10 protein-coding genes are annotated in these 15,733 nt (G+C 59.3%); 4 read left to right on the top strand and 6 right to left on the bottom strand.

Features of this window, described 5'->3' with window-relative positions; all coding sequences use genetic code 11:
• Positions 1-52: 52 nt before the first annotated feature.
• The 5 genes from purN to HFP54_RS12270 all read right to left on the bottom strand — a co-directional run bounded on the left by purN (position 53) and on the right by HFP54_RS12270 (position 7,029).
• A complete protein-coding gene (purN, locus tag HFP54_RS12290; protein WP_168565351.1) occupies positions 53-727 on the bottom strand; it encodes a phosphoribosylglycinamide formyltransferase in 675 nt (224 codons plus the stop codon).
• On the bottom strand, positions 727-4,149 hold the full coding sequence (gene ileS / locus HFP54_RS12285; protein ID WP_168565350.1) for an isoleucine--tRNA ligase: 3,423 nt from the start codon (positions 4,147-4,149) through the stop codon (positions 727-729). Before ileS ends, purN begins: the two co-directional genes overlap by 1 nt.
• A gap of 363 nt (positions 4,150-4,512) precedes the next feature.
• Positions 4,513-4,842: a co-chaperone GroES gene (locus HFP54_RS12280; RefSeq protein ID WP_146413923.1), complete on the bottom strand. Its 330-nt coding sequence runs from the start codon at positions 4,840-4,842 to the stop codon at positions 4,513-4,515.
• Positions 4,843-4,984: 142 nt separating this feature from the next.
• Positions 4,985-6,001 carry a GDP-mannose 4,6-dehydratase gene (gene gmd / locus HFP54_RS12275; protein WP_145297236.1) on the bottom strand — a complete coding sequence of 339 codons (1,017 nt, stop codon included), beginning with the start codon at positions 5,999-6,001 and terminating at the stop codon, positions 4,985-4,987.
• A gap of 62 nt (positions 6,002-6,063) precedes the next feature.
• Positions 6,064-7,029, bottom strand: a complete 966-nt coding sequence (locus HFP54_RS12270) for a GDP-L-fucose synthase family protein (protein ID WP_168565349.1) — start codon at positions 7,027-7,029, stop codon at positions 6,064-6,066.
• A 314-nt stretch (positions 7,030-7,343) separates the two neighbouring features.
• On the opposite strand from HFP54_RS12270, the gene HFP54_RS12265 reads away from it, so the two are divergent.
• Positions 7,344-10,166 (top strand): hypothetical protein, encoded by a 2,823-nt coding sequence (locus HFP54_RS12265; RefSeq protein ID WP_168565348.1) that lies wholly within the window; start codon positions 7,344-7,346, stop codon positions 10,164-10,166.
• Between the two features lie 98 nt (positions 10,167-10,264).
• Here the strand turns inward: HFP54_RS12265 and HFP54_RS12260 are convergent, their stop codons facing one another.
• Complete coding sequence (locus tag HFP54_RS12260; protein ID WP_168565347.1) at positions 10,265-12,295, bottom strand: glucuronyl esterase domain-containing protein; 2,031 nt, start codon at positions 12,293-12,295, stop codon at positions 10,265-10,267.
• Between the two features lie 149 nt (positions 12,296-12,444).
• Here HFP54_RS12260 and HFP54_RS12255 point away from each other — a divergent pair, with 149 nt between their 5' ends.
• The 3 genes from HFP54_RS12255 to HFP54_RS12245 are packed head-to-tail and all read left to right on the top strand — an operon-like array spanning position 12,445 to position 15,721.
• Entirely contained in the window at positions 12,445-13,206 is a 762-nt protein-coding gene (locus HFP54_RS12255) for a glucosamine-6-phosphate deaminase (RefSeq protein WP_235951708.1), read from the top strand.
• The gene (locus tag HFP54_RS12250) at positions 13,206-14,174 is read left to right on the top strand and encodes an N-acetylglucosamine-6-phosphate deacetylase (RefSeq protein ID WP_390657360.1); all 969 of its coding nucleotides are present in this window, start codon (positions 13,206-13,208) and stop codon (positions 14,172-14,174) included. The genes HFP54_RS12255 and HFP54_RS12250 overlap by 1 nt, the downstream gene beginning before the upstream one ends.
• A 5-nt stretch (positions 14,175-14,179) precedes the next feature.
• The gene (locus tag HFP54_RS12245; RefSeq protein WP_390657358.1) at positions 14,180-15,721 is read left to right on the top strand and encodes a sulfatase family protein; all 1,542 of its coding nucleotides are present in this window, start codon (positions 14,180-14,182) and stop codon (positions 15,719-15,721) included.
• Positions 15,722-15,733: the final 12 nt, after the last annotated feature.

The following is a 15,733-nucleotide window of genomic DNA, read 5'->3' as shown; positions in this document are numbered from 1 at the left end:
ACCGGTGCAACGTGCGCGACACGTCAAACACAGTCTGTGGGGTGCATTTTCCCTACTGTCGCATTGTATCGCGACCGCCAGTGGGTTCGCCGGAATGACGCCAATCCTGGTGTACCATTCGGATCGCCTCGGGCAAAGCTTGGCATTCCTGCTGAAAGACTCGGTCGGCCAACGCGTCGGCGTCATCCCCCGGCCGTACCGGACAGCTTCGCTGCCACAGAATCGGCCCATTGTCGTACTGGTTGTCGACAAAATGGACGGTGCATCCGCTGATCCGCACCCCACGGTCGATGGCCGCCTGATGCACTCGGTGACCATACATTCCCTGGCCGCCGAAAGCGGGCAACAGCGACGGATGGATGTTGATCACACGATTTTCAAAATCCGTGGGGATCAAAACGTGTTTCAAGAACCCCGCCATGACGACCAGTTCCGCGCCGGTGTCTCGGCACGGATCAAACATCGCGCGACAGTATTCCTGGGGATCGGGATGGTCCGATTTGCGAACCACGCGGGTGGTGATGCCCGCCGATTCCGCGATCTGCAGTCCCTTCAGCCCGCTTCGGCTGCCGATCACCAACCGAAAATCGATCGGCAATCCGGATTCGTCGCGGTGCCGGATCAGGTTGGCCAGCGTCCGCCCGCTGCCGCTAAGGAACACCGCCACACGCAAAGGTTCGTCGACGCCGGGACGATCGGAATCCGGTGGCGATTGTCCTGCATTCATCAGCCGTCAACCTTTCGCACGTACACCGATCCCAAGTCCGACTTCGCGGCATCGACGCCATCCAACGCGGATGTGATCAATGCGTCGGCCAGGGTTTCCCCCTTGATCAATTCGGCGTGTGCATCGATCGCCGCGTTGACATCATCGTCGTCGCTGACGATGCCGATTTCGATGCGGTCGGTATAGTTGCAATCGATGCGTTTGCGTTCGTTCTGAACCACGCGGATCAAGTCCTTCGCGGCACCTTCGCGACGCAGTTCATCGGTGACCTCGGTGTTCAGCACCACGACGCACTCGCGTCCCTGCGCGGCCGCCCAGCCGTCGCGGGCCTGCAATCGGACTTCGATATCGTCGTTGTCCAAATCCACTGACCCATCGCCCAGCGACAACGTGACTTTTCCGTCACGCTGCAGAAGGGCCAGCAATTCATTTCCGTCGGCTTGAGCCAGAGCTTTTTTCACCGCGGGAACTTGTTTTCCGACCTTGGGCCCCAAACGTTTGAAGTTCGGCACAACCGTGTACTGGACATACTGATCGCCTTCGGTCGTGTATTCGACTTGCTTGACGTTCAATTCTTCCTTCACCAATGCGTCGTGACTTTGTAGCCACTGCACCCGGTCGTCGCTGGCCAAAACGACTTCGACTTTCGACAGCGGCAAACGCACCTTCAACTTCGCATCGGCGCGGGCACTGCGTCCCATCGACGCGATCTCACGCAACAGTGACATCGAATCGGTCAGATCCGCATCGATCCGCGATGAGTCCACTGTGGGATAGTCGCACAAATGCACGCTGGCCGCCGCGGTGTTGCCGAACGGTTCGGCCAAGCGACGCCACAACGTTTCGGCGATGAACGGCACGAATGGCGCAATCAGCCGGCTGACCTGCAACAGCGATTCGTACAACGTCCAATACGCGTCATGCTTGTCCGCCGAATCTTTGTCGGACGCCCAGAAACGATCGCGGCTGCGACGGACGTACCAATTGCTTAGCCCATCGACCAAGTGCGTGATGGCCTCGCAAGCGTTGTAGTTGTCCAGCGCATCCATCCGCTCGGTCACGGTTTGAATCGTCTGGTTCAGCTCGGACAGGATCCAGCGATCGATTTCGCTGCGTTGATCGGCCGGGCGATACGTCGGTGCCGAAGCCAAACTTTCGGGGCTCAGATTGGCATCGGCCGCCGTCGCCGCCGTTGGATCGAAGCCGTCGATTTCGGCATAGATCATGAAGAAACTGAACACGTTCCACAGCCGCAACAAGAATTCGGGGATCGAATCCTTGATGGCCTGCTCGCGATACTGGATCGCCGTCCAAGGTGTCTGGCCGCTGAAGAAGAACCATCGCAGGGCATCGGCACCGTAGCGATCAAAGATCTCATCGGGTTCGCGATAGTTCTTTTCCGACTTCGACATTTTCTTGCCGTCTTCGCCCAGCATCAGCCCCAGCACGATGCAGTTGCGATACGGATGCGGATACGGCAAATCGGGCTGCAACGATTGTCCGGTCGGTTGATGGCCTTCGGCAACCAGCGAACCGCCTTCGCCGAACAACATCGTGCTGATCGCCAGTTGGCTGTAGAACCAACCACGGGTCTGGTCCAACGCTTCGCTGATGAAATCGGCCGGGAATTGATCGGCAAACAGATCGTCGTTTTGATGTGGCCATCCGTACTGGGCGAACGGCATCGCGCCGCTGTCGTACCAGCAATCGATGACCTCCGGCACACGTCGCATCCGTGCACCGTCGGCGAACGGCGAATCGTAGGTGACGTCGTCGATGTACGGCTTGTGAACTTTCAAGTGCTCGGACAGATCCGGATCGGCCGCTTTGGCCTTTTCCCACGACTGCGTTCCGTCGACGCCCGGTTTGGCCAGCAGTTCGTCGTAGCTGCCGATCGCTTCAGCACGCCCGGTCGATTCGCAAACCCAGATCGGCAGGGGCGTGCCCCAGTAACGTTCGCGCGACAGTGCCCAGTCGACGTTGGACGCCAAGAAATTACCGAAACGTCCGTCGCGAATGTGTTCGGGTTGCCAACCGATCTGGGCGTTGTTCTTCAGCATCAAGTCTTTGAACTTGGTCGTGCGGACGAACCAACTTTGACGCGGATACTGGATCAACGGATCGCTGCTGGCACGCCAACAGAACGGATACTCGTGCAGGTATTGATCCAACAGCAACAGCCGGCCGCGTTCTTTCAGCATGCGTGAAAGCGGTTTGTCGGCGTCTTTGACCCAAACACCCACCACCGAATCCAGCGCGGCGTCGCCGGCGACTTCGGAGGTGAATTTGCCGTCCGGCCCGACGGCGCACAACAGTTCCGGACGGCTGTCGTCGGTGAACCGCAACCGTTGTTGGACCAGGACCTCATGGTCGACTTCACCAAAAGCGGGCGCCTGGTGGACCAAACCGGTACCGCTGTCGGTGGTGACAAAGTCGGCTTCGACCACACGCCAGTACAGCGATTCGCTGCCGCCGTCGATCAGCTTGCCTTGCGGGTCGCCCAGCTTGTTCTTGTAGAAATCGAACGGAGGTTCGTAACGCAAACCGATCAGTTCTTTGCCGCCGACGGTACCGATGACCGGCAGTTCGCGTTTCAACTTGCCGGCGATCGTTTCGACCAAGTCGCTGGCGATGACCAATTCACTGTCGGTTTCGTCGTCCCGACAAATGCTGTACGTCAATTCGGGATGCACCGCGGCGTACATGTTGCTGGGCAACGTCCAGGGCGTTGTGGTCCAAACGACCAAATTTCGCCCGGGATGATCGACCAGCGGGAACAGAACGTAAACGCTGGGGTCGGCGACCTCACGGTACCCTTGCCCGACTTCGCCGGCCGACAGCGCCGTTCCGCCTTGGGCCCACCACCACACGATCTTGTGACCTTGGTACAGCAGTCCGCGATCGAACAGGTTCTTCAGACTCCACCAAACGCTTTCGACATAGCTTTGGTGGTACGTCACATACGCGTCATCCAGGTCGACCCAGAACCCCAAACGTCGGGTCAGTTGTTGCCACTGTTGGATGTAGCGAAAGACGCTTTGTTCGCATTTTTGGATGAACGGTTCGACGCCGTAGGCTTCGATTTCTTCTTTGCTGTGGATGCCCAGGTCCTTGCCGACTTCGACTTCCACCGGCAAACCGTGGGTGTCCCAACCGGCTTTGCGTTGGCAACGCAGCCCCTTCATCGTCTGATATCGGGGAAACACGTCCTTGATCGAACGCGTCAAACAGTGTCCCGGGTGGGGCAGCCCGTTGGCGGTCGGCGGGCCTTCGAAGAAAACGAATGAATCGGCGTCTTTGCGACGCGAAAGCGACTGGGCGTAGATGTCGTTCTGGTCCCAGAATTCCAGCACTTCTTGCTCAAGCGACGGAAAGTTCGGGCTGCCGTTGGGGGCGCGAAACGGACTGGCGGAATCGGACATCGGGGTTCAGGCATCCAGGCTGCGAAGCGGTAAAGCCCCATGTTTTAGATGCCTGGCGGCTGTTTCGTCAGCCCCGGACTTCAGCGACACCGGGCGGAATCGTGTCGTCGGCGACCAAGAAGTATCGCCGCGGGCGGCGGATCGCGAGTTGATGACGGCGGGTCAGCCCCGGCGGGAACCGGGCGGCGAGAAAGACGGATAGGTCGGCCGGCGTACGTCAAAAGAAAGGAGACGACGCGTGATCGGGTGGTTCACTCGGGGCCGGTCCGAATTGCCGGCCGAAACCACCAACGGCAACTTTGATCCAGGTCGCGAAGATTCAGCAGCCGGGCTATTCAGCAGCCGGGCTATTCGGCTGTTGGGCTACTCAGCAGGCGGGTCGCGGCGGAACACTGCCACCACGTCGTCAACCGGGATCACGAACAACTGGTTGTCGTGTTCCAAATCCACCGGGATCGCATTCTTCGGGTGGAACAAGATTTTGTCGTACTGGCGAAGCGGCAATTCGTCGTCATTTTCGACCACCGCGCTGATCGTCACGATGCGACCGGTGATCGTCGGGATCTCCGCCGCATCGGGAAGCGCGATGCCGCCACGGGTTTCGCGTTTCGGTTCGTCTTTGCGAACCAACACACGATCCCCGATGGGTTCGACGTACTCAAATCCGGTGTTGGAATTCTTCTTCTTTGCCATGGCGCAATCGTAGCGTCCGCCCTAAGCGGTGCCCAGGCCGGACATGCCCGGTTGCGATGCGGCAACCGATTGCCGCGATGCACGCGGCAATTTCAGAATTTCCAACCGGCTTTCAGGCATCCCGAGAACGGGGAACCGAAGCCTAGTTCGGCACGAAGGTCTTCGAATGAGCTTCGCGCTGGGCCAGCTCGTAATCGTGCTGGGTCATGATGCGGGCCAATTCCTCCAGATCCGTCGTGGCCGTCCAGCCCAACTTTTCTTTCGCCTTGGTGCAATCGCCCAGCAACAATTCGACTTCGGCGGGCCGGAAGTAACGCGGATCGATCTCCACGTGGTCTTCGTAATTCATGTCCAGTTGTTCGAAAACCAGACGACAGAAATCGCGAACCGTTTCGGTGCGGCCGGTGGCCAAGACAAAGTCATCCGGTTCGCTGTGCTGAAGGATGCGCCACATGCCTTCGACATAATCTTTGGCATAACCCCAGTCACGCTTGGCGTCCATGTTGCCCAAGTACAGTTTGTCTTGCAGACCGACTTTGATTCGGCCGGCCGCACGCGTGATCTTTCGCGTCACAAACGTCTCACCGCGACGTTCCGATTCGTGATTGAACAGGATGCCGTTGCTGGCATACAAGTCGTAACTGCGGCGATAGTTGACGGTTTGATGGAACGCGTAAACCTTCGCACAAGCGTAGGGCGATTGCGGGTTGAACGGCGTCGTTTCCTTCTGCGGCGTTTCCATCACGTCGCCGTACATTTCGCTGCTGCTGGCCTGATAAACACGCACCGATTTTTGCTTGTCCAGCAACCGCGCGGCTTCCAAAACATTCAACGCACCGACGCCGACGGCCTGCAGTGTGTAAACCGGTTGATCGAACGAAACACGAACGTGGCTTTGGGCACCCAGGTTGTAAATCTCGTCGGGCTGGATATCCAACACCAGGTTGGTCAACGCTTGCCCGTCGGTCAGGTCACCGTAGTGCAGCAACAGGTTCGGGTTGTCGTGCACGTCTTGATAGATGTGATCGATCCGTTCGGTCGAAAACGTACTGCTTCGACGCACCAACCCGTGCACCGTGTACCCTTTTTCCAACAACAGTTCCGCAAGGTAACTGCCGTCTTGGCCGGTGATCCCGGTGATCAATGCTGACTTGGTCATGACGGTAAAGGCTCTAACCTAAAAAAGAAAAGAAGGATGGGTTGGAACGGATCGGGGATCGATCAAACCGCCCGCAATTGGCCGGCCGATTGTTCCGCCAGGAATGCTTCGTAGGTGCGACGCAGCCCTTCGGCCAAGTCGACGCGATGCCGCCAGCCGGATGCGTGCAGGCGATCCACGTTGGTGCATTTGACCGGCGTGCCGTCGGGGCGTGACGGGTCGGTTTCGATCTTACCTTCAAAGCCGACGGTTTCGGCCACCAACTTGGCCAAATCTAAAATCGTTTGATCAACACCGGTGCCGACATTGACCCAGTCCGGCGGGTCGTTGACGCCCAGCAAGTGCACCAAAGCATCGGCCAAGTCATCGACAAACAAAAATTCGCGACGTGGTGATCCGGTACCCCAGATCGTGACCGTTTCGATACCGTCCAATTTGGCTTCGTGGAATCGGCGGATCAGCGCGGGCAATACGTGGCTGTGTTCGGGATGGTAATTGTCGCCCGGGCCATAAAGATTGGTCGGCATCGCGCTGTGGAACATCGCGCCGTATTGGCGACGATAGTACTGGCACAATTTCAGTCCGGCGATCTTGGCCAAAGCATAGGCTTCGTTGGTCGGTTCCAAGGGCCCGGTCAACAGCGAATCTTCGACGATCGGCTGGGGACAATCGCGGGGATAGATACACGTGCTGCCCAAAAACAGAAAGCGTTTCACTTTGCTGCGATAGGCCGCCTGGATCGCATTCGTCGCCATCAGCACATTGTCCGACAGAAACTCCACCGGATACGTGTTATTGGCAACGATGCCGCCGACCTTTGCGGCGGCGAAAATCACCGCATCGACCTGTTGCTGGGAAAAAAAGCTTTCCACTGCGGCCGCGTCCGTCAAATCCAGATCATTCCGACTGGCCGTCACGACCTGCACATCTTCACCTTGCAGACGCCGACAAACGGCGCCGCCGACCATGCCGCGATGGCCGGCCACGTAGATGCGTTTCAATTCGGGGGGCAGTGTGGATTCGCTCATACCGCAAAAGCTACTCAAACGGCAGCGTTTCGTCACGCCAAGACCGTGTGAAAGTTTCGGGGACCCGCAATCGGAATCCAGAAACGCAACCTGGTGGGGTCGTATCGGCCATTGGGATGACGCCGGACTTGGCGGTTGGGCACCGCGGCGAAGCAGGCGTGGACAGGGGACCCCTGACGGTCGATGAACCTTTGCAGCGGTCAGGGCTGATCGCAGAATCCCTCTCATCACATGGGCAGATACGCACGATGCGTAAGGAAATTAAACGAGCACTACTGGTCTGGCCGCTGGTCGCCTCCTCCACGATCTCGTCGATGACTTGGTTCTCGACGCTTGATCTGGCGGCAATGCGGAGCCGCGCCGGCAGCGCGGCGGTCGAATTGGTCACCCGAGCCAACTCCATGGCAAAGCTGGTCCAACCCCAGATCGCTCCGGCACGACGTACCGTCGACGGTTCCCTGGTGGCATTGCGGCAAAGCTGGCCGGTGCTGAAGAATCCGATCGCCGGACGATGGAAACCGTCCGAACCGCCCGCAACGCAACCGAACACACCGGATGCGTCGGACCTTCACGAATTCGTTGTCGGTGGGCCGACCAATGTGATCGCGCGTGCCCCGCGGCTGAACACCAATCGTGAACTGGCCGGGCTTTCGATGCTTCGTAGCGAAACGTACGGCACGTCGGATTCGATCCAATGGGATGTCGTGCCGTTGGGACCGCGCACCGTCACCGCATCGACGCGGCGGGAACACAAAAGCGTGTTGCCGGAATCCATTCGCGTGTTGGGGCGTTATCGTCCGGATCATCAGTCGCTGGGCATCGATGGCACGGAAACGGATACCGACAAGCCCGACGGCCCACCGGCGCCGCCGACCAAGCCGGAACCGATTTCGCTGGGCCAAGCACCGGCGGCCAAGCAGACGCCCGACGCCCAACCGGAATCGGCAGCTCGTGACGTTGCCGCCGCCAACCAACACAAGGGCGATACGCATCCGGCGGGCTGGCCCGAGGCGGCGGCCTTGCACGAAATGCTGAATGACTTGGCGGGGATCGCAACCGCCGGCGATTTTCCCTCGGCCCAGGACGGTGCATTTGCCGACGATCCGGCCGCCCGCTGGGCCGGGCAAGTCGACAGTCGTTTGCGACGATTGCAGTCTTTCGACTGGCTGGGCGACCCAGACGCGGGATCCACCCTGCAGCAACTGGCAACGTTTGCCGAAGCCGGCTTGCAGCTGGCGGAACAAGTCGACGATCGCCAACTGCAGATTCAATGGCTGCGCACCGCTCACGGGCTGAACCGACGCTTGGCGGTTTGGGGGGCGGTTTGGAAAGTCGTTGATTCGGGTGCTCGGCAAAGCATCGATGGATCGCGACCGGTGTTTTCTGTGTTGGCCGATTCGGACGCCGCACGAAAACTGGCCACCAAGATTGCCGGGCTGGCTGATCAGGTGGAATCCGAACTGGCCCGGTCGAACGACCCAGGCGGCTGGCATGAATTCCTGCTTTTGGATGACATCCGTGCGGCCGTGGACAACGGATCGCCTGCCGCACGTGCGGAAGTCGCCCAGCGGTTCTTGTCACGTTTGCAGTGGTACGGATTGCAGCCATCCCAGCGTCAATGGCTGGACCGACCGGCAGTCAACGAGCTTGCCGATTCGCTTCGTACTTGGTCGGCCACTCCGATCGACTATGCCAAGCTGGTCCGCGATCTGGAGCGTCAAGAAAACAATGCGATCGACCTGAGTGCGATCGACGTTGCCGACGCCGTGCAGTCATTGCGTTTCAGTGGTCGGGAAGCTTCCGTCGCCGTCGCCAAGTCGATCACCACGCACTATCGCAATGCCAACATGCGGTTTGCGGTGACCGATCAACTGATGCGTCGCCTGCTTCCTCCGGTGCAATCACAAGTGCAACCGGTGCGCACGACTTTGCTGGGAAGTCGCGTGCGGGGAACCAGCCAGATCAACAGCGATCTGGACCTTCGGCTGGTGCCGTCACGTGATCGCTGGTCACTTGAATTGTTGACCCAGGGCGACGTGTCCACTCGCGCCGTCGGCCTGAACGGTCCGGTGGCACTGCGAACGGTCGGAAACAGCAATTTCCTTGCCTCCACGCCGATCCAGTTGACCACCGACGCGGTGAAAATCGGATCGTCGTCGGTCTCGGTGAACAATCAAACGCGTTTGCGGGGAATCCGCAGCGACTATGACGGATTGCCGCTGATCGGTTCCCTGGTCCGCAGCATCGCAGCGGGACGGTACGCCGATTCTGCACCGATCGCCAACCGAATCACCGAAAGCCGAATCCGGCAAAGCATCTCGGGCGAAATCGATCAACAAGTCCAAGAAAAAGTCCGCAAAGCGACGGGCCAATTCAGCGACGTCGTGGTCGGACCGCTCGGACGCATGGATTTGGAACCGATGGTCGTCGACATGGAAACGACGCCATCGCGTTTGCTGGCTCGGTATCGTTTGGCGGGCGACTGGCAGATGGCCGCGTTCACCCCGCGACCGAGGGCGCCCCACAACAGTCTGATGAGTCTGCAGTTGCATCAATCGGCGATCAACAACACGTTGGAACAAATGGTTCCTCGTGACGAACCGGCGTCCATCCGCGACATGGTCGATTCGGCGATGTCCCAGTTCGGTGTCGACACACGGCCCATCATCGCGGACCTGCCCGACGATGTGACGATCCAGTTCGCACCGACGCGACCGATCACGGTGGAAATCGAAGACGATCGATTGTGGTTGACGCTGCGAATCGTCCAACTGAAGGGCGAAGACGGTTTCGAACTGAGGACCTTCATCGTGCGTGCAAAGTACCGCGCCGAATTCGATGGCAATCGCGCTTACTTGGTTCGCGACAGCGGCCTGTCGATCCAAGGACCGCGAATGAGCATGCGACAGCGGTTGCCCGCACGAGCGATCTTCAACAAAGTCCTGGATGACGATCGTCCGCTGCCGTTGACGATGCCGCAAATGGCCGAGCACCCGGCGGTGCAAGACTTGGAAGTGTCCCAGTTGATTCTGCGTGACGGCTGGATCGGGCTGGCAATGGGCCCCGCCGATGCGTCAGCTTCGTCCGACGATGAAGACGTCGTCGCCAGCCTGGACGCACCGACAAATCGGCGTTGAAACCGGCTGAAACGGATGGATCGGTGTGACTGCGTCGTTCCGGTGAAGGTGTCACCACGGTCGACGCATCGCTCTGGCCCGAGCGATGCTTGCGATGGTCACTTCACCGTCAACCGGTCCATCGCATCCGCTTGGCGATAGGTCGCGGTGACTTGCTTTCGTACTGCATCATCGGCGCCCACGATCGTCAAACGGTGGGGCGCCCGCAGCGAAACCAACACGGGCAGATCACCGTACTTGGTCGCCCCGGGGACGAAGGTCGCGTCGGTGTAATCGTCCACCGCTGCAAACCGAAACCCATCGGGACGCAGCCAACACTCGGTCACCTTCGAGCCCGCCAGCATCGCGGCACCCGCGACCCAAGCGACGTGCCGGCCGGATCCCGCCAGGACCACCGGTCCATCAATGTCAGTGGCCAAGCGTGCGAGGTGTCCCCACCGACGCGCGACCAGCGGCGGGTTGTAACCAAAGGTGAACCCGGCGTACCGCTTGTTGTTGGCAACGATCGGCTGTTCATCCTGTGACCAATCCAATTCCGGACGGACCAACCGATACCCCTGGTCCAACCATCCGTCCAACTCGTCGGGCAAATCACCCTGACCGCAATAGATCAGCGTCCCGGCCGAAGCGGTCGCATCGGAGATCAATTCCGCACCCGTGGTCTCATCGGCATCACGCCCGGCTTGCTTCGTCGATTCGTCTGGCACCGTCAGCATGATCGACCAGGGAATCCCGAAATCGTGCCGAAACTTCGCCAGCGGTCGCTCCGGTGCATCACCTTGGTACGGCGGTAGCGACGCTTTCAATGACTCGTCCGCCTGCTGCTTCCACCACGCCAGCACCCGCCGTTCGTGCGGCACACCCGAATCCATGGGCGCCGGATGTTGTTGGTTCCACACCGACGTTTCGGCTTCGGTCGGCGGAACCATGTCGGTTTCCACCAGAGGTGATTCCGGCGGCAACGACAGATGCGTGGCCATCCACCGGTACATGGTTTCCCGAGTCACATAGTTGTAGTTGTGGGGAAAGTGCAACAACGGCCGACACATCACGTGATCCGGTTGCCCCAGCATCGTGTACAGCTTGACCAGTTCTGGAAAACCGTCATTCATCATGTCGCGAGTCCAGTCGTCCGCCGCGGTCATACCTTGAGGCTTGGGCGCAAACAACGCCGCCAATTCGACGTTGCCCGTCCCGATACGCAGGTAGTTCGCGTTTTCGCAATAACATCCTCCCTGCATCGACGTCGAAACCATCCCATTGGGAAAGCTAACCGAAACACGATCGTCCAGCGCGCCCAACAGAATCGTTTGGGTTCCACCACCGCTGCCGCCGGTTACCGCCAAGCGATCGGGGTCCACGTCGTCCAACGATTCCAAGAAGTCCAACGCACGGATCGCATTCCAAGTTTGCCACCCCATGATCGATTGCAGATTCAATTCGGCATCGATGCTGTACAAGCATGGCGAGGTGCGATTGGATTCCTCGGGTCGGGCTTTGGCGTGACGATGCGCGACTTCGAATCCGATCTGCTGGGAATCGGCATATCCCAGCATGTCAAACATGAACACGACGCATCCCATCCGTGCCAGGTGCGCACAACGGGCGTACTTTGGATTGCGTCCCGATCCCTCGAATTTCTCTCCGCCAGTTTTCAAATTCTTCTGCAAGTCATCGTCACTTAACTGCATCGTCCGACCGCCGTGACCATGAGGACTCAGGACGCCCGGTCGCTTTCCGTCGACGACCGCCAAATCGTTTCCATCGGCCGGCCGGAACAACTGGCCGGTGACGAAGTGACCGGGAAAGCTTTCGAAGTACACCTTTTCCGTCATGAACCCGTCATGTTGCACGGGGCCGTGGATCGTCGCTTTCAAAGGTGTCTTGGGGGGATACGGCCACAAGCCGGTCGCGACACGGATCCGATGCCGCAGCGTCGACGCCCGTTGGTTCCATTGCTGTACCGTGTCGGGAACATCAAACGGAAAGTGACCGTCCAACGTCTTCAATTCGACATCCGCGGTGGACGCTTCGTCGGCTGACGTTGCCAAGCCGGATGCAAACGACAAACAGATGATCAGTGCGACAGCCAGCCAGCCGTCGCCGGATACCAATCGGTGCGACATCATCGATTCCCTTGAAAAATCTTGGGCCCCTGTCCAACAGTAGACACCAACCCATCACGGCTGTGGGCCATCTGCGGCGCGGTTACACTTGGGGCCGACGCCCCACCAACTTTCTGCAATTCCCCCCCGCCGATATCTGCCGAGGCCCACCGTTGAAAACCGTGCTTGTCCAAGATCGCCAGTCCATGGGGCAATTTGTTGCCGACGCTGCGGCCGACGTCCTACGCAAAGCCATCGCTGATCGCGGAAACGCTCGTTTGATCGTCGCCACGGGTGCGTCACAATTCGAAGTCTTGCAACAACTGGTGACTCGTGATTTGGATTGGTCCGTCGTCGACGCGTTTCATCTGGATGAATACATCGGGATCGACGCCGACCATCCGGCTTCGTTTTGCGGGTACTTGAAACAGCGGTTCGTCGATCACGTCCCGCTGCGATCGTTCGCCTACTTGCCGGGTGATCAAGACCCCGCCGAAGTCATGTCCAACGTGGGGCGGCAACTACAGTCCGCGCCCGTTGATCTAGCGTTGGTCGGAATCGGCGAAAATGGCCACCTGGCTTTCAATGACCCGCCGGCCGATTTTGACACCGACGCCCCTTACATTCGCGTTGCATTGGACGAAGCCTGTCGCCGGCAACAAGTGGGCGAAGGCTGGTTCGCAGGACTTGATGACGTTCCCACCCACGCGATCAGCATGTCGATTCGCCAGATCATGAAGACGTCCACGATCCTTTGCAGCGTGCCGGACGCACAAAAAGCCGACGCGGTCCGTAGCACCTTGCTGGATGAAATCAGCCCTGAAATTCCGGCCAGCATTCTGCGCCGCCACGACGACGCGACGTTGATCATTGATCGGGCGTCGGCCGCCAAATTGCCGCCCGAAGTTCTTCAGGACTTGGAATCCACCGCGTGATGCAGAAAAGGCAAACGCAAAACGAGGGCGATGACTTGGCACCGGATGATTCATCGCCGGGTTATGTCGACCTGCAAGTCAACGGATTTGCGGGCGTGGATTTTAACGGCCACGAAACCACCACCGACGACATCCATCGTGCGTGTCGCTGCATCCGCGATGACGGTGCGGAAAAGTTTTGCCCCACGGTGATCACCGACGATTTGGACCGAATGACATCGCGGATCCAAACGCTGGTGCGTGCCATCGACGAAGACGCCGCCACCGCCGATTTGATCGCGGGCATTCATGTCGAAGGTCCCTTCATCAACCCGGCCGATGGTTTTGTCGGGGCTCATCCGGCCGATCAAGTCCGCGCGGCCAACATCGACGACGCCAAGCGATTGATCGACGCAGGTGCCGGGCACGTCCGACTGTTCACTTTGGCCCCGGAACAGGACGCGGACGGATCGGCGACGCGATTCCTGGCGGACCAAAATATCATCGTCGCCGCCGGACACAGCGATGCGTCCCTCGATGATCTGCACCGTGCACTGGACCATGGCCTGTCGCTGTTCACCCACTTGGGCAACGGTTGTCCCGCATCCCTGCCGCGACATGACAACATCATCAGTCGTGTCCTTTCGGTCTCCGATCGCTTGGCCGTTTCCTGGATCGCCGACGGACACCACGTGCCGTTTTTTGCGCTGCAAAATTACTTTCGCGTTTGCAACGACGATCAAATCATCATCGTCAGCGATGCGATCAGTGCCGCGTCCTTGGGGCCGGGCCGGCACCGCCTGGGTGATCAATGGGTGCACGTCGATGACGATGGCGCCGCTTGGTCGGCCGACCGTAAACACTTCGCCGGATCCGCAACATCCCTGGCGACCATGGTGTCTTTGATGCAACACAATCTCCGGTGCACCGATGTGCAACTCAGTGCGTGGACACGAACCAATCCACTTCGCTTGTTGGGAATGACATGAAAACCATGATTTCCGTCGCCGCGGTTTACCTAGCGATAACCGCATCACTGACTTGGTCGGCCGAAAAACCCAACGTCGTGATCATCTACACCGATGACCAAGGCTTTGGCGACGCCAGCCACCTGAACGAACAGGCCAAATTCCAAACCCCCAACATCGACCGAATCGCCGCCGAAGGCATCTCATTCACCAACGGGCACTGCAGTGACACCGTGTGCACCCCGTCGCGGTATGGCTTGCTGACGGGACGTTACAGCTGGCGGACGCAATTGAAACGCGGCGTGATGGGTGCCGAGGGCAAGTGCCTGATTTCCGATGACCGATTGACTTTGGCATCGATGCTTCGTGATGCGGGCTATCGCACGTCGATGGTCGGCAAGTGGCACCTGGGCATGGATTTCCCCGGCACCGCGGGCGATCGGGACTGGTCACAACCGGTGCAAGACATGCCGTTGGACAAAGGATTCGATGACTTTTTCGGCATCCCTGCGTCGCTGAACTACGGCGTGTTGGCTTGGTTCCGTGGTCGACACGCGGCGGTGCCACCGACGGTCTATACCGCAAAGAAGCCGAACCGACGTCACGTCGATTACCGCATCAAACCGCCCTATCAAGACAGCCCCGAAGCCACCCGGAAAGCGATCGGCAAACGCGGCATGGAAGTCGCCGCCGATTTCGTCGACAACCAATGCCTGACTCGCTTTACCGACGAAGCGATGGCGTGGATCGATCGGCATCAACAAAGCGACGAATCTGGCAAGCCGTTCTTTCTGTACCTACCGCTGACGTCGCCGCACTATCCGGTCTGCCCGCTGCCTGAATTTTGGGGCCAAGGCGAATGTGGCGGTTATGGGGAATTCATGATCGAAACCGACCATCATGTCGGTCGCCTGCTGGATCACCTGGACCAGCACCAATTGGCCGAAAACACGATCGTGGTGTTCACCAGCGACAACGGGCCGGAAAAATCGTGGCAACAACGCATCAAGGATTTTGACCATCGCAGCAACGGTCCCTGGCGCGGCGGAAAACGCGACATCTACGAAGGCGGACACCGCGTCCCGTTCCTGGTCCGCTGGCCGGCGGGAATCGATTCACCCGGCCGACGTGACGATTCGCTGGTGGGACAGATCGACTTGGTCGCCACCATCGCCGAAATCGTTGACGCCGATTTGCCCGACAATGCCGCCGAAGACAGCCACAGCTTCGCGGCGGTCTTGAAGAATCCCGACGCCGCCATCCAGCGTCCGCCCATGATTCACCATTCATCGGCCGGCCGCTTCGCAATCAATGACGACGGCTGGAAACTGGTCATGCCACACCGAAATTCTGGGCTGGAACTGTATCACGTGCCCAGTGACCCGAGCGAATCAACGTCGGTGGCCGACCAAAACCCCGAGGTCGTCAGACGCTTGACCGAAGCCATTACGACGATTGTTACCAGCGGTCGCACCGGAGACGGCCCGGCGGCTGCCAATGACACCGGTCACTGGGACGACCTGACTTGGATAAGTGCAGACCAGTACGATGCGTTGTCGGCCCAATAGCGGACAACGCAC

It is taken from the genome of Crateriforma spongiae (assembly GCF_012290005.1).
GTDB classification, from domain to species: domain Bacteria; phylum Planctomycetota; class Planctomycetia; order Pirellulales; family Pirellulaceae; genus Crateriforma; species Crateriforma spongiae.
Note: the sequence above shows the minus strand (reverse complement) of the source record. Positions and strands in the feature narration are given on the sequence as shown.

Coding starts and splice junctions, on each gene's coding strand:
- purN (WP_168565351.1), bottom strand. CDS start 727: ATGAATGCAGGACAATCGCCACCGGATTCCGATCGTCCCGGCGTCGAC.
- ileS (WP_168565350.1), bottom strand. CDS start 4,149: ATGTCCGATTCCGCCAGTCCGTTTCGCGCCCCCAACGGCAGCCCGAAC.
- HFP54_RS12280 (WP_146413923.1), bottom strand. CDS start 4,842: ATGGCAAAGAAGAAGAATTCCAACACCGGATTTGAGTACGTCGAACCC.
- gmd (WP_145297236.1), bottom strand. CDS start 6,001: ATGACCAAGTCAGCATTGATCACCGGGATCACCGGCCAAGACGGCAGT.
- HFP54_RS12270 (WP_168565349.1), bottom strand. CDS start 7,029: ATGAGCGAATCCACACTGCCCCCCGAATTGAAACGCATCTACGTGGCC.
- HFP54_RS12265 (WP_168565348.1), top strand. CDS start 7,344: ATGACTTGGTTCTCGACGCTTGATCTGGCGGCAATGCGGAGCCGCGCC.
- HFP54_RS12260 (WP_168565347.1), bottom strand. CDS start 12,295: ATGATGTCGCACCGATTGGTATCCGGCGACGGCTGGCTGGCTGTCGCA.
- HFP54_RS12250 (WP_390657360.1), top strand. CDS start 13,206: ATGCAGAAAAGGCAAACGCAAAACGAGGGCGATGACTTGGCACCGGAT.
- HFP54_RS12245 (WP_390657358.1), top strand. CDS start 14,180: ATGATTTCCGTCGCCGCGGTTTACCTAGCGATAACCGCATCACTGACT.